Origin of the sequence: Gulosibacter macacae, from assembly GCF_003865375.1 — a bacterium.
In the GTDB taxonomy this organism is placed as follows: domain Bacteria; phylum Actinomycetota; class Actinomycetes; order Actinomycetales; family Microbacteriaceae; genus Gulosibacter; species Gulosibacter macacae.
Genome location: NZ_RQVS01000006.1, coordinates 105,530 through 125,434, shown reverse-complemented (window position 1 = coordinate 125,434; position 19,905 = coordinate 105,530). Strand labels below are relative to the sequence as shown.

The 19,905-nt window shown below is 64.0% G+C and carries 17 protein-coding genes and 1 pseudogene; 5 read left to right on the top strand and 13 right to left on the bottom strand.

Features of this window, described 5'->3' with window-relative positions; translation table 11 throughout:
* Positions 1-19 precede the first annotated feature (19 nt).
* Positions 20-1,549 carry a phytoene desaturase family protein gene (locus EG850_RS06405; protein WP_124971681.1) on the top strand — a complete coding sequence of 510 codons (1,530 nt, stop codon included), beginning with the start codon at positions 20-22 and terminating at the stop codon, positions 1,547-1,549.
* A 65-nt stretch (positions 1,550-1,614) separates the two neighbouring features.
* Positions 1,615-3,912, top strand: a complete 2,298-nt coding sequence (gene purL, locus EG850_RS06400) for a phosphoribosylformylglycinamidine synthase subunit PurL (RefSeq protein WP_124971678.1) — start codon at positions 1,615-1,617, stop codon at positions 3,910-3,912.
* 1,378 nt (positions 3,913-5,290) lie between these two features.
* Here purL and EG850_RS06395 read toward each other — a convergent pair.
* The 6 genes and pseudogenes from EG850_RS06395 to EG850_RS06370 all read right to left on the bottom strand — a co-directional run bounded on the left by EG850_RS06395 (position 5,291) and on the right by EG850_RS06370 (position 12,529).
* On the bottom strand, positions 5,291-6,844 hold the full coding sequence (locus tag EG850_RS06395; RefSeq protein WP_124971675.1) for an FAD-dependent oxidoreductase: 1,554 nt from the start codon (positions 6,842-6,844) through the stop codon (positions 5,291-5,293).
* 5 nt (positions 6,845-6,849) lie between these two features.
* Positions 6,850-8,199: an FAD-dependent oxidoreductase gene (locus EG850_RS06390; RefSeq protein WP_124971672.1), complete on the bottom strand. Its 1,350-nt coding sequence runs from the start codon at positions 8,197-8,199 to the stop codon at positions 6,850-6,852.
* Positions 8,196-9,578, bottom strand: coding sequence for an FAD-dependent oxidoreductase (locus tag EG850_RS06385; RefSeq protein WP_124971669.1), 1,383 nt, complete (start codon positions 9,576-9,578; stop codon positions 8,196-8,198). Before EG850_RS06385 ends, EG850_RS06390 begins: the two co-directional genes overlap by 4 nt.
* Before the next feature lie 32 nt (positions 9,579-9,610).
* Positions 9,611-10,936, bottom strand: a pseudogene (locus EG850_RS06380) (MFS transporter).
* 58 nt (positions 10,937-10,994) lie between these two features.
* Complete coding sequence (locus tag EG850_RS06375) at positions 10,995-11,720, bottom strand: SDR family NAD(P)-dependent oxidoreductase (protein ID WP_124971666.1); 726 nt, start codon at positions 11,718-11,720, stop codon at positions 10,995-10,997.
* Positions 11,714-12,529: an SDR family NAD(P)-dependent oxidoreductase gene (locus EG850_RS06370; protein WP_124971663.1), complete on the bottom strand. Its 816-nt coding sequence runs from the start codon at positions 12,527-12,529 to the stop codon at positions 11,714-11,716. Before EG850_RS06370 ends, EG850_RS06375 begins: the two co-directional genes overlap by 7 nt.
* A 109-nt stretch (positions 12,530-12,638) precedes the next feature.
* Between EG850_RS06370 and EG850_RS06365 the strand changes: the two genes are divergently transcribed.
* Positions 12,639-13,421 carry an IclR family transcriptional regulator gene (locus tag EG850_RS06365; RefSeq protein ID WP_235829236.1) on the top strand — a complete coding sequence of 261 codons (783 nt, stop codon included), beginning with the start codon at positions 12,639-12,641 and terminating at the stop codon, positions 13,419-13,421.
* A 58-nt stretch (positions 13,422-13,479) separates the two neighbouring features.
* Here EG850_RS06365 and EG850_RS06360 read toward each other — a convergent pair whose 3' ends face one another.
* From EG850_RS06360 to EG850_RS13250, 3 genes are read right to left on the bottom strand one after another with little or no spacing between them, the layout of a single operon-like run.
* Positions 13,480-14,061 carry an FUSC family protein gene (locus tag EG850_RS06360; protein ID WP_185714965.1) on the bottom strand — a complete coding sequence of 194 codons (582 nt, stop codon included), beginning with the start codon at positions 14,059-14,061 and terminating at the stop codon, positions 13,480-13,482.
* Positions 14,021-14,194, bottom strand: a complete 174-nt coding sequence (locus EG850_RS13255; RefSeq protein WP_185714964.1) for a hypothetical protein — start codon at positions 14,192-14,194, stop codon at positions 14,021-14,023. Before EG850_RS13255 ends, EG850_RS06360 begins: the two co-directional genes overlap by 41 nt.
* Before the next feature lie 39 nt (positions 14,195-14,233).
* Complete coding sequence (locus tag EG850_RS13250) at positions 14,234-14,398, bottom strand: hypothetical protein (RefSeq protein WP_185714963.1); 165 nt, start codon at positions 14,396-14,398, stop codon at positions 14,234-14,236.
* 144 nt (positions 14,399-14,542) lie between these two features.
* On the opposite strand from EG850_RS13250, the gene EG850_RS06355 reads away from it, so the two are divergent.
* Positions 14,543-15,169, top strand: a complete 627-nt coding sequence (locus EG850_RS06355) for a pyridoxamine 5'-phosphate oxidase family protein (protein WP_124971654.1) — start codon at positions 14,543-14,545, stop codon at positions 15,167-15,169.
* Between the two features lie 36 nt (positions 15,170-15,205).
* On the opposite strand, the gene EG850_RS06350 is transcribed toward EG850_RS06355, so the two are convergent.
* Both EG850_RS06350 and EG850_RS06345 read right to left on the bottom strand, forming a co-directional pair.
* Positions 15,206-15,793 carry a short chain dehydrogenase gene (locus tag EG850_RS06350; RefSeq protein ID WP_124971651.1) on the bottom strand — a complete coding sequence of 196 codons (588 nt, stop codon included), beginning with the start codon at positions 15,791-15,793 and terminating at the stop codon, positions 15,206-15,208.
* Between the two features lie 80 nt (positions 15,794-15,873).
* Entirely contained in the window at positions 15,874-16,821 is a 948-nt protein-coding gene (locus EG850_RS06345) for a DMT family transporter (RefSeq protein WP_124971648.1), read from the bottom strand.
* A 100-nt stretch (positions 16,822-16,921) separates the two neighbouring features.
* Here EG850_RS06345 and EG850_RS06340 point away from each other — a divergent pair, with 100 nt between their 5' ends.
* On the top strand, positions 16,922-17,602 hold the full coding sequence (locus tag EG850_RS06340) for an alpha/beta fold hydrolase (protein ID WP_124971645.1): 681 nt from the start codon (positions 16,922-16,924) through the stop codon (positions 17,600-17,602).
* Between the two features lie 58 nt (positions 17,603-17,660).
* On the opposite strand, the gene EG850_RS06335 is transcribed toward EG850_RS06340, so the two are convergent.
* Positions 17,661-19,013, bottom strand: a complete 1,353-nt coding sequence (locus EG850_RS06335) for a glycosyltransferase (protein WP_124971642.1) — start codon at positions 19,011-19,013, stop codon at positions 17,661-17,663.
* Positions 19,010-19,903, bottom strand: coding sequence for an ATP-grasp domain-containing protein (locus EG850_RS06330; RefSeq protein WP_124971638.1), 894 nt, complete (start codon positions 19,901-19,903; stop codon positions 19,010-19,012). The genes EG850_RS06335 and EG850_RS06330 overlap by 4 nt, the downstream gene beginning before the upstream one ends.
* Between the last annotated feature and the right edge of the window lie 2 nt (positions 19,904-19,905).

Genomic DNA, 19,905 nt, shown 5'->3' with positions numbered 1-19,905 from the left:
CCGCTGCAGGGGTGACGCGATGACTGCTGATCAGCCGCAGGATGCGCCGGATTCGATTTCGCCAAAGTCCCCGTCACCGACGACGCAACGAGCTGTCGCGCAGCCCGAGCGCTCGCGTGCCGTCGTAGTCGGTGCGGGGCCAAACGGGCTCACCGCGGCCGCGCTACTTGCCCGTGCGGGCTGGCAGGTCGACGTGTATGAGCGAGCGGCGCGTCCGGGTGGCGCCGCAGCCTCAGCACCGGTGTTCGGCCCCGACACGATCGTCGATCTCGGTGCGGCCGCGCATCCTTTCGGGGCCGCGAGCCCGGTATTTCACGAGCTCGAACTCGAACGCTATGGACTCGAGTGGTGCCGGGCAGAATTCCCCCTGGCGCATCCGTTCGATGACCGTCCGGCGGCACTCCTGCACCACTCACTTGCCGAAACTGCCGCGCAGTTCGACCAGGATGCATCCGCGTGGCAGCGCGTGCACGCCCCGCTCGTGCGACGCCTCGATCGCCATCTCGAGAATCTGCTCGCGCCAATGTTGCGGTGGCCCGCGCATCCGGTTGATCTCGCCCGGATCGTGCCGGCGGCGTTGCCCTCGGCCACTGCGCTCGCTCGTGTTGCCTTTCGAGACGACGCGGCCCGCGCGTTCTTGCTCGGCTCGGCCGCGCACGCGATGGCGCCACTCACGCAGCCAATGACCGCGGCGTTCGGCACACTTTTCGGCGCACTCGGGCAGACGAGCGGCTGGCCGGTCGCCATCGGTGGCAGTGGTGCAATTACGGATGCGCTCGCGCGCGCGCTTGAAGCGCACGGCGGTCGCCTGCACCTCGGGCACGAGGTGCGTGATCTGCGTGAGCTGCCGCCGGCAACTGCCTCCGTGCTCAGCCTCACACCGCGCCAGGTGCTGGCACTCACGCGCGATGGTGACGCGCTTCCGCCCGCCACCGCCCGCAGGCTGCGCGGCTGGCGGCATGGGAGCGCGGCCTACAAGGTCGACTTCCTTCTTGACGGCCCGGTGCCGTGGCGCGATGCGCGGGTTGGCCAGGCAAGCACCGTGCACGTCATCGGCACCCCCGCCGAACTCGTGCGCGCCGAAGCCGAGGTGGCAAGCCGGCGGCTCCCGGCGCATCCAATGGTCATCGTCTGCCAGCAGCAGGCAGCCGACCCGAGCCGCGCGAGCAATCGCACGATCATTTGGGCGTATGCCCACGTGCCCTTCGGGTATCGGGATGCGCATCCTGGCGAAGTGCGCGGACGCATCGAAGCGCAGATCGAGCGGTTTGCACCCGGGTTTCGCGACCGCATCCTGGAATACTGCGAGTCGAGTCCAGCGGCACTTGAGGCATGGAACCCCAACCTCGTCGGCGGCGATATTGCGGGCGGGGCCATGACCGGTCGGCAAGTGCTCTTTCGCCCGGGATTCACGCTCGCTCCGCACCGACTGGCCCCGGGCCTCTATCTCGCGTCGGCATCGACACCGCCGGGCGCCGGAGTGCACGGCATGCCGGGAGCCTGGGCCGCGCGCACGGCGCTCGCCGATGCCGCGCGCCGCGCAGGGTAGTGACCCGGGGCTAGACTCTGCCTAGGCGATTTTTGCCGTCCGCATCCGTTCCGAGGAGCCGTCAGTTGAGCATCCAGCACGTTCCCGACACCGTCGACAACGCCAAGGCGACGCCTGAGAAGGAGCAACCGTACGAGTCGCTCGGCCTCAAGACCGACGAGTACGAGCAGATTCGCAAGATTCTTGGCCGCCGCCCCACCTCGGGCGAGCTGGCGATGTACTCGGTGATGTGGTCAGAGCACTGCTCCTACAAGTCGTCGAAGATTTACCTGCGCCAGTTCGGCCAGAAGACCAACGAGAAGATGCAAGAGCACCTCATGGTCGGCATGGGCGAGAACGCTGGCGTGCTCGACGTGGGTGACGGCTGGGCGGTGACCTTCAAGGTCGAATCGCACAACTCGCCGAGCTACATCGAGCCGTTCCAGGGCGCCGCGACCGGCGTCGGCGGCATTGTGCGCGACATCATCTCGATGGGCGCGCGCCCGGTTGCCGTGATGGATGGCCTGCGCTTCGGCCAGATCGACCACGCAGATACTGCGCGCGTGATTCACGGTGTCGTCGGCGGCATTTCGTTCTACGGCAACTGCCTCGGCCTGCCGAACATTGGCGGCGAGACCTGGTTCGACCCGATCTACCAGGGCAACCCGCTCGTGAACGCGCTCGCTGTGGGCGTGCTGCGCCACGAAGACCTGCACCTCGCGAATGCGCGCGGCGCTGGCAACAAGGTCGTGCTCTTCGGTGCGCGCACCGGTGGCGACGGTATTGGTGGCGCTTCGGTGCTCTCGTCGTCGACGTTCGAGGCCGATGGCCCGTCGAAGCGTCCGGCGGTGCAGGTGGGCGACCCGTTCGCCGAGAAGGTGCTCATCGAGTGCTGCCTCGAGCTGTTCGCGGAAGACGTCGTTGAGGGCATTCAAGACCTCGGCGCCGCCGGTATTTCGTGCGCGACTTCTGAGCTTGCCGCTGCGGGCGATGGCGGGATGCACATTTCGCTCGACAATGTGCTCTTGCGCGACCCGACGCTCACTGCTGAAGAGATTCTCATGTCGGAATCGCAGGAGCGCATGATGGCGATCGTGAAGCCAGAGAAGCTTGACGCGTTCATGGCGATCGTGAACAAGTGGGAGGTCGAAACGAGCGTCCTCGGCGAGGTCACCGACACGGGCCGCTTGATCATCGACTGGATGGGCGAGCGCATCGTCGATGTCGACCCGACCACCGTGGCCGTTGATGGTCCGGTGTACGAGCGCCCGAAGCACCGCCCCGAGTGGCTGGATGCGCTGCAGGCTGATGGTGCGGAGAAGTTGGCGCGACCCTCGTCGGGTGAGGAGTTGCGTGAGCAGTTCTTGGCGCTGCTCGGTTCGCCGAATGCCGCTGACCCGGCGTGGATCACTGACCAGTACGACCGCTACGTCGGTGGCAACACCGCGTTTGCCTACCCCGAAGATGCCGGTGTGATTCGTGTTGACGAGTCGTCGCGCATGGGTGTGGCGTTGGCGATGGATGCGAACGGTCGCTACGCGCAACTCGACCCGCGTGAGGGTGCGCGCCTGGCGCTTGCCGAGGCGTACCGCAACGTTGCCGCGACCGGTGCCGTGCCGATGGCCGTGTCGGACTGCCTGAACTTCGGTTCGCCCGAGAACCCCGAGGTGATGTGGCAGTTCGCCCAGGCCGTTGAGGGTCTCGCCGATGGCTGCCTTGAGCTGTCGATTCCGGTGACCGGCGGCAATGTGTCGTTCTACAACCAGACCGGTGACACGCCGATCTTCCCAACCCCGACCGTGGCGGTGCTTGGCCGCTTCGATGATGTCGACCTGCGCGTACCCGGCGGTTGGCAGGATGAGGGCCACAACCTGTACCTGTTGGGTACGACCCGCGAAGAGCTTTCGGGCTCGGTGTGGGCCGATGTTGTGCACGGCCACCTCGGCGGTCTGCCGCCGGCTGTTGACATGGCGGTTGAAGAGTCGCTCGCATCGCTGCTCAATGGTGCATCGCGCGAGGGCCTGCTTGGTTCGGCGCACGATCTGTCTGAGGGTGGATTGGCGCTGGCGCTAGTGGAGTCTGCGGTTCGCTTTGGGATCGGTGCGCGCGTCGTGCTCGATGAGTTGTTGAAGCGCGATGGCGTGGATGCGGCGACGGCGCTGTTCTCGGAGTCGACCGGCCGCGTGCTCGTGTCAGTGCCGCGTGAAGACGACGTGAAGTTCACCTACATGTGCGAGGCCCGCGGCTTCCCGGTGCTGCGCATCGGTGTTTCGGACGGCGATGTGCTCGACGTGCAGGGCCTGTTCTCAGTGCCCGTCGCCGAGCTCCAAGCCATCCGCGGCGCGACGCTGCCGAGCCGCTTCGGCGCCGTCGTCTCGGAGTAGCGCGCCGCCTGGCTGGTCGAGTAGGCCGAAGGCCGTATCGAGACCGCCGCGCCACCCCAGCGTGGTTGGTCGAGTAGCGGCGTAGCCGCGTATCGAGACCGCCGTCCCACCTCAACTTGGCTGGTCGAGTAGGCCGAAGGCCGTATCGAGGCCGCGCTCCAAGGCGTGATTTCGATACGGCCCTTAGGCCCTACTCGTCCGACAATTGTTTTCAGGCGTCGGTCTTTCCGTCTCTGGTCGAGAAACTGCACAACCGCGTCTCGAGCCCCTCCCGGTCAATGCATCCGCAGAGTCTTGAATACCAAGCAATTAAAGTACCTCTACCGCCTTGTCCCGGGCGCACCGCCCGGAACAATACGCACGTACACGCTTGGCAACTTTTTCGGAGCTGGCTCAATCCGTGCCTGCCTTATCTTTTCTTCATCGTCCTTCAACTTGCGCAGCCAAGCAGGTGAAGGGCCCACGTAGTCGCAGGGCGATCCTCGCTTTCCTTGGTGAGGGAAAAAGATCCCATCCTTGTTCATACGAGGAAGAGAGCCGCACTGGGGACATATCTTCCAACCGGGTGGCAACACGCCCTGCTTTGCTTGCCAGATTTCCCGTTTGTTCGCGGCTTTCTGCTGCGCCCTGACCTTGTCACTCGTCGACTGCCGAGATTTCTTTCGACCTTTTCTGTGCAACCTAGTGCCCGGCAACGATCCAGTTGTTGTTGATTCAACGTTGGGCGCTAACGAATCGGACCACATGGGTTTGCCTGCTTTTTGCCGTGGCTTCCCGGTCCGCCGATTCTTGCCCATCGGGCCTTCCGACGGAATGCCAGGAATCTGAACAGGACTCTGTGACAGGTCCAGTTTCTGCGGCTTGCAGTTTCTACAAATGTATTTCGTGCCCGTCATCGCCTTACGCACGTCGTCGCGGTGAGTGATGCGCGAGATCGAATCGCATTGCGAACATCGAATGTCAACTTGCATGGATTATCTACCCTGAGGTGTGGATCGCTCTTTGCCTTGAACATAGGCAATGCTTTCCGTGATTACCTGAGCCTCCTCCCCACCTTGTCTGAACCCAGAGCTAGATCGGATGTGGCGTTTTGGCACCCGACAGCAACGACGTTCAAGAACTAAAGCTCATAGGAGAAGAACAGTGCATCTCGATGAGCACTGAGAACCGGAATGTTCCCTCACACTCAGTGGAACAGCAGCCGTCAAGGGCCTGCGGGATTTCAAGCTTGTGAACAATTGAATCCACGCACTAGACATGAGGGTCTCATCGCGCTCAACACAGAGTCCCCGTCGGGCCCCTAGCGATCCGAGGACAGATGCACTGGCCTCACCACATCGGCCTTGGTGCTTAGTCGCCGGGCCGGTTCACTGTGCGATCAAGCCTCCCAGAACCGCGCATCGCCCTTCACGTCACCGACAGGAACGAGGTCACCGCGAACATCCTGCGCAGCAACATTGCGGCCGACCACGCGACCCGACACCATCGCCCAACCGATGTGCAACCCGTGGTTGAGCAGTTGCAGTCCGCCCTGACCGGTCGATCCGGCAGCCCACAGGCCCGGAATCGCGGCGCCCGACGCATCGGTCACCTGCAACGCATCATCAACCTGCAAACCGCCATCGGCGAGCGTGATGTACGAGTGCATCGGCCCGAGCGCGAAGAACGGACCCTGGCTAATCCCAGCGCCAAGGTACTTCCTGCCAAATTCATCCTCGCCCGACTGCACCGAGGCGTTCCACGAGTCCACCGTCGATCGCAGCGCTGCAGCATTCACACCCATCGATGCCGCGAGTTCCTCAAGCGTGTCGGCCTGGTGATAGACATCCGGCCGGAAGCGCTTGTAGTCCTGCACATAGGCATATGCCACGCCCGGGAAGGTCGACACCGGGTTCGGCCAGGCCGAGAACTTCCGTGCCACGGGCGCATCGAACACCATGAATCCGAGGTTCTGCGCATCTGCCGCAACAGCCCGTGCCAACGCCTTGTCAGTCTCTTCATTGGTGATTCGCTTGCCGGCACCATTCACCAGCACGGCACCCGCGTGATACATGGTGTTGTTCGGGCCGATCCAACTGGTCAGCGCGCCACGAATGATTCCGGCAATGAGCTTCTTCGGCAGCTTCTCAACCGAGAAGCGCATCACCTTCGCGAGCAGCGGGTGATAGGGCAGCGACTTGATAAGGTCGGGTCGCGTCGACGGGGCGAACCGCAATCCCTCGTAGAGCCGATCCATCTGCGTCATCTGGCCACCGGCCGCAGCACCGAGAATGATGCCGTCACCGGTATTGCCGGTGTTCACGGCGGGCACCTGTGCCGCATCCGCCCCAACAAACTCGCGCTTCAGCGTCAGCGACGACGAGTAGTCACCGGTCGCGAGAATCACGCCGCGGCGACCAATGAAGTCCTGGCCGTTCGCCCTGGCGCCAATGACCTCGCCAGCCGCGTTCTGTAGCAGAGCATCGACCCGCATACCGACACGGTGCTCGACACCACGGCGCTTGCATTCAGCACTCAACGCGGCGACATACGCCTGCGAGTTCGGCAGCACATTGTGCATGCGCGGCTTCTCATAGGGCGGCTCCGGAGTCGGGCCGAGAAACTGCACGCCGAGCGCCGAGAGCCATTCGAGCGTCGGCCCCGCGTTTTCTGCGAGCACTCGTCGAAGCGACTGATTCTCGCGCTCCTCGAATTCGCCATTCGCGGTGACCATATCCTCGATGAACAGCTCAATCGAGTCGTTCACTCCGGCCCGATATTGGTACGCCGTGTTCGCCGCCGTGAACGAACCGACCGACATGCCGGTGCTACCACCCAGCTTCGACTGCTTCTCAAGCACCAATACGGATGCGCCACTCGTTGCCGCAGAAATCGCCGCGGCCATGCCCGAGCCACCGCCGCCGATAACCAGTACGTCGACTGTCCTCGTCATTTCGTTCAGTCCTCTCCGCTGGCCGAAAGTCCGGCCCAGCGACCCGTGATGTAGGCGGGTGCGAGCCCACCCGCATAACCATGATTTGAGACCCCACCGATATCGGCGCCGGCAGCGAAGAGCCCCGGCACCCTCTCGCCGCGGTGATCGATGACCGCACCCGATGCATCCGTGCGAATGCCGCCGAAGGTGAAGGTGATCGATGGCTGCACCATGAGGGCGTGGAAAGGGCCGGTCTGCGGTGCTCGGGCCGCCGCCGACACGGGAACAGCAGCTGCCGCATCCCCGCCCGCTGCCACTGCCGCGAGGTAGCCATCGACCGTATCCTGCAGCCGCCTGCGGTCGATCCCCCACTCGGCAACCGCGTCGAGCAATGACTCAAGTGAGTCAGCCGACGCATACCGACCGCCTGCATCGGCCGCGATCTGCACCCGGTCAATCGCCCCGAGCCCAGGGAACGGCTCGGAAGTCGCCTCGGTGCGACGCACATGATCGTCAAAGATCAGCACACCGAGCGCTCCTGGCTCGCGCGCGAGGTCTTGATTCAGAATCTCATCGCCGACAGTTTCGTCAGAGAACCGCTCGCCATTTTGATTGAGCAGGATGCAGTGCCCCGAGTAGTACTGCGAGTACGGGAGGAAGTTCTCGGCCTCAAACCGCTCGAGCGGGTAGGGCAGCAAGTGACCATAGAACGTATCCATGGCGCCGTCACGGTCAGCACCCGCCGATTGCGCGAGTCTTAGCCCATCACCGGTGCTGCCCGGGTTGGAGCGGAACTGCACCTGTTGCGCGTTCGGGCCGAGGTACTGCGCAAGCGCCGAACGGTCGCCCTGAAAACCGCCGGTGGCGATGGTCACAGCGTCACCGCGGTATTCGCCGAGAGTGCCATCTTCAGCACGAGTGACCACGCCGACGACTCGGTTGTCGTCGATCACGAGGTCAACAACCGGCGCGTTCGTTACGAGCTCGCCACCGCCAGCAACCACCGCATCCCAGCAAGACTGGAGGATGCCGTGGATGTCGGTTGAGAAGCCGATGCCGAAGGTCATGATCTCGTGCATCGGCTCATCGGCCACTCGCACATTCATCGCGCGGAGTTCAGCGACCGCGGTCTCGTATTCGTTCATGAGGCGCTCGGCGAGATCGACGCGACCGAGCGGGATGCGCTTGCGATACGCCTCGAGATCGGGCGCGGTCCAGAACATCCCGGCAGAAAGCGCAGTTGAGCCGCCTGGTTGTGCCGACTTTTCCAGGATGGTGACCCGGGCGCCCTGACGCGAAGCGTGTAGGGCAGCGGACGAACCGCTGAGTCCCGATCCGACGACAATGACGTGCTTGCGTGACTGCTCGCTCATTGGGATTCCCCCAAGCGTGTAGCCACCGTCTCCGCGACGATGTTGCCGAACACCGCGCCCTTGCCGAGTGACGTACCCGTCATATAGGCGGCCCCGTGGAACCCTCCGGTCACCTCACCGACGGCGTAGAGGCCATCGATGACTTCGCCATCGACATTGGTGACCTCGCCCTGTGGCGTAATGGTCACACCGCAATAGGTCGTCGTCATCAGTGATTTGGCCGGGTAGGCGAAGAACGGTGCTTGCGCGATCGGCTTCAGCTCGCCCACTCCATTGCAGAGACTCGTGCGGCCTTGCGGGTCGACGGTTTCGCCGCCGACCACGCGGTTGTAGGCCTCAACTGTGGCCGCGAGAGCATCGGCATCGACACCGATGATGTCCGCAAGTTCAGCAAGCGTGTCGGCGCGATGCAGGTGCCCGATGTCTTCGAGCGTGTCCATGTCTTTCAACGGCACGCCGCGTTCCGACTTCGCACGGACCGTCGCGTCGAAGATCTGGTACCCAAGTCCATCCTGCTGCTTCAGCACCTCGCGGCCGAGCGTTTTATACGACTGCGCCTCGTCGGTGAACCGCTCCCCCGATTGGTTCACGATGATCGCGCCGAGGTAGTAGGCAGTAAGGAGTTCGTGGAACTCATCGGTGGTGTCGGGATGCGAACCATAAGTGCCACTCACGAACGACATGTCGGCCATCCCAGCACCCAGCCGCCAGGCCATGCGCAGACCGTCACCCGTGTTGCCCTTGCCGCCGTAAGGAATGGCGGCGAGTTGGTCGGGCGCAAACACCTTGAGCATTTCGCTTCCACGGCTGAACCCGCCGGTTGCGATGACGACGCCGCCGCGCGAGTGCAATTCGAGGATGCCATCGGCCGCCTCAATTTGCACGCCCACGACTCGCTCCCCCTCGACAACCAGTCGAGTGGCGCGGTGGCCGAGGTAGCTGGTGCCCCCAGCTACCTCGAACGCCGCGTGGAGCTTCGCGAGCACATCCTTGATGTCGCTGAGGTGACTGCGCTTGGCCGACTGACCCGAGCTGATCTCCACCTGCGTGAACACGGCCCCGTGGTCGCGCAACCAGGCAGCGGCCTGCTCCTGTCGCGCCAGGTATGCGTCGAGCAGCGTCTTGTCATTGCGGTGCTCGCCAACTTCAAGCATGTCCTGCAGGAATAACTCGGCGGAGTCGTCGACACCCGCTGCATCCTGTTCTGGGGTACCGCTAAAGGCAAACCAGCCACCACTCATCGCGGATGAGCCACCAACGGCCTCGGTCTTCTCGACCAGCGCGACCCGCAGGCCACGCTCGGCAGCCGCCGTCGCGGTGGTGAGGCCGGCGATACCGGCACCCAACACCACGAGGTCGAACGTCTCAGACGTGTTCACGAACTCACATTCCCTTCGCTCAGTCGACCGAATTAGTCGATGGTGCGGCCCAGCTCGTCGAGCGGGGTCTTGTAGGTCTCACGGGCGGTGAGGATGGCAGCGATCGAAATGAGGCAGGCGATCGTCGTGAGCAAGGCCGCGGGCCACCAGGCGTTGTCGTTCGCGGTCGACATGGCTTGGATGATCGTCGGCGAGAAGCCGGTGACGACGATGCCGAGCTGCAGGCCGATGGCCATGCCCGAAACACGGAACTTCACGTTGAACATTTCAGCGAAGAACACCGGGTACACGGCGTTCGTGCAGGCAAAGGCAATCGTGATGCAGAGGAAGATGCCGAGGTAGATCATCGGAATGTTCGCGGCACCGATAGCCCAGAAGAACACCCACACAGCTGCTGCGCCAATGAGGTTGCCACCGACGAGCACGGGCTTGCGGCCAATGCGGTCGCTGAGCTTGGCGAACAGGGGCTGAGAAATCATTGCCGTGGCGTAACCGACGACGACCGCCCAGAGCATCACGCCGGCATCGATCTTCATCACGTTCGTCGCGTAAGTGAGGCCGTACACCGGCACCGTCGAGCTGATGACGATGAGGAACGCGGCGAAGATCACGCGCACGACGTCGAGCGGCTGGTGCTTGAGGAGGAGACCGATCGGTGCGCGGGCAACCTCACCCTGCTCCTTCTTCTCAGTGAATACCTCTGGGTCTTCAAGGGTGCGACGGATGAGGAGACCGACGATCACCAAGATCGCGCTGGCCCAGAACGGCACGCGCCAGCCCCAGTCGAGCATCTGATCTTCGGGCAGTGCCGTCACGCCGATGAAGGCAAGGGTCGCAAGGATGTAGCCCGCCCAAATACCAGTGACGAGCCACGAGGTGTAGAGACCACGGCTATTCGCAGGTGCGTGCTCAAGGGTGAGCGAGGCCGCACCCGGCAGTTCGCCACCAACCGAGAGACCCTACATCAGGCGCAGCGCGACGAGCATGACCGGCGCCCAGATGCCGATCGTGTCGTAGGTCGGGAGGCAGCCGATGAGGAAGGTCGCAACGCCCATGAGCATGAGCGCGAAGATCATGAGCGCCTTGCGGCCAAAGCGGTCGCCGAAGTGGCCGGCGAGGAAGCCACCGAGGGGGCGAGCCAGGTAGGCGACACCGTAGGTGGCAAGTGAGAGGAGGAGACCGGTGGCTCCAGCATCCGGGAAGAAGATGCGGCTGAACACGAGCGCCGACGCCGACGCGTAGATGTACATGTCGAAGTACTCGAGGGCGCTACCGAAGAAGCCGGCGAGCGAGGCGCGCTTACCCTGGTCGGTTTGTTTGGTTGGCTGAATGACTGGTGCGTCACTTGAAATGGTCATGGGTTCTCTTCCTCTTCGTTGAGAAATATGGGTTCGACGCGGTGCGTCAGACCTGGGTTTAGTAGGTTGCTCGACCACCGGAGGCGTCGAAGATGAAGCCGGTGGTGAAGCTGGCTTCGGGCGAAACGATGTAGTTGACGAGCGCCGAGATCTCGTCGACCGTGCCGAATCGGCCCATGGGGATGAGCTTTCGCTGCACGTCCTGGCGCTCCGGGGTCATTCCCGAGATGAGCGGCGTCTCGATCGAGGCGGGTGCAATGGCGTTGACGGTGACGCCACTGGTCGCGTACTCCTTGCCGACCGACTTCACGAGGCCCATCACTCCCGCCTTGGATGCGGAGTAGGCCGCCATTTGCGGGTTACGTTCTTTACCCGCCATGGATGCGATGTGCACGATTCGGCCGTAGCCGGCAGGCACAAGCACCTGCAACGCCGCGCGGGTCACCGCGAAGGCGCCGCCGAGGTTGACGTTGATGATTCCGTCGAATGTGTCTTGACCGGTTTCGATGGTCGGGGTCACCGGGCCGAGGATGCCGGCGCAGTTCACGACGATTTCGAGCCCGCCAAGCGCCGCAACCGCTGCGGCAATTGCACCATCGACACTCGCGTCGTCCGTGACATCGATATCGATTCGGAGTTCGGCGGGGTGATCGGGCGACCACGATGCGCCGGCCAAGTCGAGTGCGGCAACGGTGACGCCTTCCGAAACGAGACGACGAGTAACAGCATCACCCATTCCACTCGAGGCGCCAATGACGATGGCGCGCTGGCCCTGGATCAGCATGTGGCCCACCCACCGTTAACCTCGAGGCTGGCGCCGTTGATGTACGAGGCCTTCGAGCTCGCGAGGAAGGTGACCGCATCCGCGACCTCTTGCGGGGTTGCAAATCGGTACATCGGCACCGAGGCGAGCAGGCGCTCATCCACTGGCACATTGCCCATCATCGGAGTCTGCACGTAGCCCGGCGCGACCCCGTTCACGCGAATCTGGAACTCAGCCATCTCCATCGCGAGGCTCACCGTGAGGTTGTGCAGCGCGGCCTTCGAAGCGCCATACGCGACCGCGCTCGGGATGAACGGGCCGAACTTGGCCTCGTTTGGTGCACCGGTACCCGTTTTCGCGGTGATCGAGAGCAGGTTCACGATGCTCGCGGTGCCGTCGTGTGGCATGTACTGGTAGGCCTCGCGCATGAGGAAGAACGGCGCTGAGAGGTTGATCGCCATGATCTTGTCCCACAGTTCGTCATCGAGATCGAAGAATCGGATCTTCTGGCCGTTGCGCTTCGGCGAGATACCGACAGCGTTGACGATGACGCCGATCGGTGCCGCTGCTGCGGCGAACTCGGCAAGCTCCTTGTTGACGGCGCTCTGGGTCATGTCGCCGACGAATTTGAGGTGGTCGCGGCCATCGACGGTGCCAAGTGACTCACGTACGGTTTCGGCCGCATCCTCGACAACGTCGGCGACGACGACGAGGTAGCCATCGGCTGCGAGTTGCTCGCAAATTGCGCGGCCGATGCCGCCGCCACCACCGGTGACGATGGCGGTGCGAAGGCGGCCAACATCCTGAACTTCCTTGTTCGGGTCTTGCATCACTGCTCCTGAAAGATGTCACGCTCTAGCCCTGGATCGGGCGACGTGCTGCAGTGACGATAATCAGGCTTGCGCACCATGCGCAATCTTGGATAGATTCTTTTGCGTGATGCGCAATAACTCGGATGAAATTGGCACTTCGGGCCGCGTGCAATCGGTGCACCGCGCCCTGATGTTGCTCAAGATGCTCGGAGCTTCGCCTGCCGTAAGCGTGAGCGAGGCTGCCGCTGAACTCGGCGTCAATGCCTCAACGGCGCAGCGACTACTCGCGACGCTCGTAGCTGATGGCTTCGCGGTGCAAGACGAGCGACGGCTCTACTCGGCCGGTCCGGAGTTTCTCGGTGCAGGAAGTCGCAATGGTGGCCAGAGCCTGATCGAAACCATTCGGCCGTACCTCGAACGCCTCTTCGTGCGCACCAACGAGACCGTGCACCTCGCCGTGCTCATCGGCACCTGGGTGCATCACGTCGACGGCGTCGAGGCAACTCAACATGCGCTTCGATTCGGCTCCCGCACGGGCGTCAAGCTACCAGCGCATGTCACCTCGGCCGGTCGCGCAATGATGTCTGAGCTGAGTCGTAGCGAGGTGCTCGCGAGGTATCTCGACGACCCCCAAAACTCAGCCGGAGTGCGCTCAATTGACGAGATGGAGCCGATTCTGCGAATGCTCGGCAATGTACAGCACGGCGACTTCGGCGTGAATTTTGGCGACTCGGAAGACGGTGTTGCGGCGTTCGGAATGTCGCTTGGCCACATTCAAGGTCAGCACGTTGGGTTCTCGATTGCCATGCCGCACGCGCGGTTTACCGCTCAGCACGCGGTGTCGTTCCGACAGATGCTGCGCAAGACGGTTGGCGAATACCGGGCAGATCACGCTGGCGGGTCGAACTAGCCGTTTCGACTCACGCTGCGCACTACCCTTCGAGGGCCTCAGGGCGCGAACGGACCGCTCAACTCGCCGGCAACTCCCGACCTGCCCGGCGCCAGGCCCAGCGCATCCCGAGCACGACGGCGAAGCAGATCGCGCCGCCGAGCAGGGTCTCGCGCGCCCGATCAACGAACAAGACCTCCCAATTCGCGACGCTACCGAGGCTCGTCGCGCCAATCGCAATCGGCGTAATAAACGCGAGCGCAAACCCGTAGTGCTGGCCAACTATGAGCTCGGTCACGAGATTGCACACGACAATCACGGCAATCACATAGAGCGGATGCGGATCGCCGCCATAGAGCGCCGCCGCAATCCCCACACCGAGCAACGTGCCACCAACGCGGTGCGAGATGCGGTTGTAGCGAATGAGCGCAGTCGGCGCCGAGAAGATCGCCACCACCGTCACCGCCGCCCAGTAATGGTGCGTCGCCACACCCAGCACCGACGCGATCGCCAGCGCCGCGAGCCCAAGCACCACGGTCGCACCAATCAGCCAAAAGCTCTGCGGATTCAACGCATCCACCAGTCGCCGCTCAGGATCAAGCGCCAGCGGACGCAACCGCTCAGCCACCCACGGCACCCGCCGCAGCACCCAGCCACTCATGCCGAGCATCCAGCACCACGCCCAGCGCGACCACTATCGTGAACCCCAGCCCAAGTAGCCACCATGACAGCCCTGAAAGCTGCACGAGCACACCGAGTGCCATCGCGCCAAACATCGACAACCCAGCGATCACCAGCGTGACGATACGCTTTCGGTAGGGCTCGCGGCGGCCTTAGAGTGCGGTGAACGCGGCGAAGCTCGCATACATCGCGAGATCCAGCCGGTCGACGAAGTAGAGCGTGAGCAACGGCACCGCCGTCGCGAGCGCGGCGCGCGCGGCAGCCTCCCAATCGAGGCGCTCGGGATCAAGGCGAGGAATGAGCGGCGCGGTGGTCATGCGTCCCCTCCTCAATCGAGTCGAGAGCAGACTACTCCTGCGGCCATCAGTCACGTGCCAAACCGTGCACCAGCACAGCTTGACCAGCCCAACTACATGCCAATATCCAGTCGCAAACTCGCCAAGAAGCGGCAGAATCTGAACATGATTCACGTCACCCGCTACCGCGAACGCCAGTCCGATGACCGCACGGCGCTCGACGCCCTGCTCGACACCGAGTGGTGGGGTGTGCTCGCGACAATTCGCGGCGGCCGCCCCGTCACCATCCCGACGCTCTACGTGCGCGACGGCGACAACCTGCTCGTCCACGGCTCGACCGGCGCCGGCACACTCGGGGTGAAGAGCGTGGATGCATCGGCAAGCTTCTGCGTGACCGCCATGGATGCGCTCAAGGTCGCCTACAACACCTTCGACTCCTCGGTGCGCTATCGCTCAGCCGTGATCTACGGCAACCTCGAGCAGGTCGCCGATGACGAGAAGGAATCGTTGCTCGACCGAGTGTCGGAGATCCTCATTCCGGGTCGCACGAGCGAAGTGCAGCCGATGACCCGCAAGGAGATCGCCGCGACGAACCTCGTGCGTCTGCGCATCGTCGAGGGCGAATGGGTCTACAAGTCGAGTTCGGGCTTCGGCGATGAACCGGATGAACCTTCGACGGCCTGGCAGGGACTCGTGCCGATGACGCGTGGCTGGGGCGAGCCGCAACGCGCGCCCTGGTGCGATGCGGAACTGCCGGATTCAGTGCGAAACCTGCCGCAGACACGGGCGTAGTGGTTGCCGCTCGCTGAGGCACCCGAAGCGTGCGGCTCAGACGGGAAACACCTTGCCGGTCTCAACGCCGGCCACCGAGCGCAAATACGCCATGCCTACAGACTCGTCACTCGCCGGAATGTGCCCAGGGAAGGCCGCATGCTGATGCGTAGCCGATTCGAGCACCGTCGGGCTCACGGCGTTGATGCGAATGCCGCGCGGCAGCTCGGTCGCTGCCGCCATGACGAAGGCATCTACGGCGCCATTGGCCATTGACGCGGCGGCACCCTCGGCGACCGGCGCTCGCCCGAGCACGCCGGTCGTCAGCGTGAACGAGCCGCCATCGCGCACAAACGGCGTGCCCAGGCGCACGATCTCAAGCTGCGGCAACACCTTGCCGTTGAACGCCGCGACAAAGTCGTCGCCAGCGAAGTCCGTAAGCGGCTTGAACGGTACTTTGCCGATTGTCGCGACCACTGCATCCACGTCGCCAATCTGCGCAAAGAGCGCGGCGATCGATTCGGCATTGGTGACGTCGACGGGGGGGTCAGTGCTCCGGCTGGCCACGATGACCTCGTTGCCCTCGCTGAGCTTTGCGATCGCGGCGCTTCCCACGCGGCCGGAGCCGATGACCAGAATTCGCATGTGCCACTCCTTCGTGGATTACTTGTGGGCCAGGGATAACCGAGGAGCCGCCGCCCGCATTCCGCCCAGTTTCACCCCAATCAAACTCGCGGCGGGCGCCGCCACATCCCATCGGTGTGCACGATGACGATGCCCAAGAACGCGATCGGCACACCTAAGGCGAGGCCCACCGAGACCTGCCCGCCGACCGCATCCCAAATCACTGACCCGAGCAATTGTCCGCCGACGAGCGCCAGCGTCAGCAACAGGATGCCGAGCCCACGCACCGCGAAGGCCACGATGAGCACGTAGGTCACGCCGATCGCACCGGCGAGGTAGAGCCACCAATCGGTCGGGAATCCGCGGAAGTCGCCCGGTGCCACGAGCCCATGAATCAGGGCAGCGGCGACCAGGATGATGCTGCCGACCGCGAAGTTCACAATCGTTGGCCCGGTCACTTCTTCGGCATGCATCTTCACCTGCCCGGTGATGCCGAGCTGCACCGCGAGCGCGAGACCGGCGACCACCGAGAGCAAGAGCGGCAAAATGGCTTCGGCCCCGATGCCGCTCCCCCAGCCGACGACGACAACCGCCGCGAGCGACACCAACGCGCCCACGAGCCGCTGCAGCGTGATCACGCGTTTCGGTGCACCAAAGGCGCCAGTAGCATCCAGCAACAGTCCGCCAAAGAGCTGACCCACCAAGAGCGCAACCATGAAGATCGCCACCCCGGTCACCGGCACGGCCGTCGATTGCACAAACACGTAGATCGCGCCAAGCACACCGCCGCCGAGACCCCACCAGGGCAGGCGACCTTCGGCGACCGCATCGAGGATGCGCCGCAGCCCCGCACGCGATTCGCCGCGCACGAGCCAGACAACAACAAGCAGTAAAAAACCGGTGCCAAAGGAGATTGCCGAAGCGAATGTGCTGCCGCCGGTTTCGATCGCGACCTGGCCGTTGATGCGTGATTGCGTCGCCGAGCTGATACCCACAAGCACAGCAATGAGCAGCAGGATGCTTCGGAACCAGGGCTTCGCGGTCGTCATTGTTGCGATGGTAGTCCTCGTGTGCGGCGCGGTCTTGATTCGGTCTTCGACCTCCTCGACCAACCAGGAACGGACCGCAGCATCCCACTAGGCTCAGCACATGGATGCCACTCGCCAAATCCCGATCGAGTTCTTGCACGGCGTCGGCCAGACACCGCAGGTCTGGGATCCGGTCGTGTCGCATCTTCCGGCCTGGGCGGATGCTGCTGCCCCAACGATTCCGTCGGTGTCGGCCCCACGCCACGAGCCGTTCACGCTCGAGGGCGCGGCGAAGTGGGTCGCGGCCGATCTCATTGATCGCACCGAAGAGGATGCAGTGGTCGCCGGTCTCTCGCTCGGCGCGCTGATTGCGATCAAGCTCGCGGCGATTGAGCCGGGGCTCGTGAAGGGGCTCGTGCTCTCAGCCCCGCTCGCGCGTGCGCCGAAGGCCCTCATGTCGATGCAGCGACTCTTGCTCGGGGTATTGCCGGAGCGTGCGATCAGCGGTCCCTCGATTACCGAGGGCGGTGCTGGTCTCAAGAAGTCGGATGTGCTTGAGATTTACGACCACCTTGCCGATGTCGACCTGCGCGCGACCCTGCACCAGATTCAGGTGCCGACGCTCGTGCTCGTCGGCGGCAACGACCGCGCGAACCGCCGCTCAGCTGGCGAGGTTGTTGAGTCGATGCCGGATGCGACGATGCAGGTGATCCCGGGCGTTGGGCATGAGTGGAACCGCACGCACCCCGATCGCTTTGCTGCAGCGGTGGCGGGCTGGATGGAGTCACGCGGGCTGGTGTAGGCGGGGCTAACACCTTGGCTCGTCGAGTAGCGAAGCGTATCGAGACGCCCGCCCGATTTCACGCAACCGCGGGGATCTCGATTCGTCGCTGCGCTCCTACTCGATCAACCAAGGGAGGGCGCTGCGCTCCTACGCGATCAACCAGCGCGGGAGCCGCATAGGAGTTGACGGCCGTGCGTTCGAGTTTGTTCCACTTGACCGGCGCATCCCCGAGCTGCAAGAAGATCGCCCGCACCATCGTGAGGCTGAAGAACACCGAGTAAAACGGCCAGAGCACGAGCATCGGCGCGTGTCGCAGGTCGCGCGCGCTCCGATCAAGCAGCGCCGCATAGGTCACAAGCCCCAGCACCACTGCGACCTCACCGGCAAGCACCCACAACCACCCAGCATCCGGCGCCATCACGAACGGCGAGACGCCGTAACCGACGAGCACGCCTGCAAGAATCACGTTCGTCGCCAGCGCCGTCACCACCACGACCGGCAGCACCACCATCGTGAGCATGTTGTAGATCAAGAACGTACCGAAGGTGCCATAGCGAAGGTTGCCCACCGCATCCCAGTGCAAATCAAGCGTCTGCAAAAGCCCGCGCGCCCAGCGCACGCGCTGCTTCCAAAGCCCCAGCAGCGTCGAGGGCGACTCGGCGAGCACGACCGCGAACGGCGCGAACTCGACCTGCCAGCCAGCGCGGCGAATGCGCCAGGTCAGCTCGAGATCCTCACCGATCGTGTCGGTGCGAAACACTCCGTGTCTGGGCACCGCGACCTCGTCGAGTGCCTCGCGGCGAAACGCGCCACTATTGCCCGACACGATCGTGAGACACCGCAATTGCGCGAGCGCGCGGCGCACCATTCCGGTGCCGAGGTGGGCAACGATGGCGAGAAATCGCACCTGGATGCGGTCAAGATTCATCGGGCGATCGTCGCCACACACAGCCCCCACCCGCGAGTGGTGGAAGGTGCGGAGCATCTCGGGAATCGTCTCGGCCGTGAACACCCCGTCGGCGTCGACGAACAGGATGATGTCACCGGTCGTCAGCTCGTAACCGGCGTTGAGCGCCGAACCTTTGCCGCCGTTCGGCTTCGTGATCGCCGTCACCCGGGGATCGGCGGTGTAGCACTGCGCGATTTCGAAGGTGCGGTCGCTTGAGCCGTCGTCGACGACAATGATCTCGGCGTTCGGGGCCGCGTGCAAGAGGATCGAGTTAAGGCAGTTCGCGAGCACCCGCTCTTCGTTGTAGGCGGGCACCACGATCGACACCCGCGCGCTCGCCGCCGCGGGGCTCGGAAGTCGGCGTCGACGCCGGGCCCGCACCTCGTGCACGAGCGACATCGGCACGATGACGAACTGCATCACGAGCGGCAGCGCAAACAGCACGATCAGCGTGATGATGCCGAGTTCGAGCGGGTTCATGCGGCTTCCTCCAGGCCAGCGGCGCTGTCGGATGCAGCGGATTCCAAACCAGACACCCGCTCAGCATGTGCGAGCACCGCGTCGAGCAGCTCGGGCGCCGCGGCCGAGTTCGCACCGAACCGCGCGTTGATCTCGAGCACGACGGGCTCACCGTTCGCGCGTCGCCGCACATCCAGGTCAATCGGGCCGACGAGGCCGAGTGCCACCACCGCATCCTCGGCAATCGCGGCAATATCGCTCGCTTCGCCGTTATCGCGGCGAAGCACCCCGAGCGCATTGCCCACGATGCCCTCACGCAATTCGAGCTTTTCGAGCACGACCACGGTCACCTCACCACTGTCTGGGCAGCGATAGACCTGCGGGCAGTACTCGTCACCCGGCACGAACTCTTGGATGAGCTCAAACTCGCGGTCGAGCTCAATACCGGCCGATTCCTCGACGACCTGCACACCGCGGCCGCCCCGCGAGCGGCGGGGCTTGATGACCCAGGGCCCGTTGCCAGTCGGCATGCCATCGAACGTCTCGGGCACGGCAACGCCCGCCTTCGCGAGGGCGGTCATCGTGTAGCGCTTGTCGTGCGCGAGCGCGATTGCAGCGAACGGCGAGACCACGACCGGCGCCGGGACCTCGGCGGCCGCCGCGGCAATGAGCGGCAACTCTTCTTGCACCGTCGGAATCACCAATTCGGCCCCGCTACGACGTGCGATTCGGGCGAGGGCGGGCATCGCATCCGGGTCGGTCGCGGCGGGCACCGTGTGGAACTCATCGGCGATGCGAGCCGTCATCGTGTCGGCCATGTCGACGCCGATGACTTCGTGGCCTCGTTCGCGGGATTGGAGGGCGAGGGATGCGCCGGCCGGACCGCCGACGCCAGTGATGAGGATGCGCATGT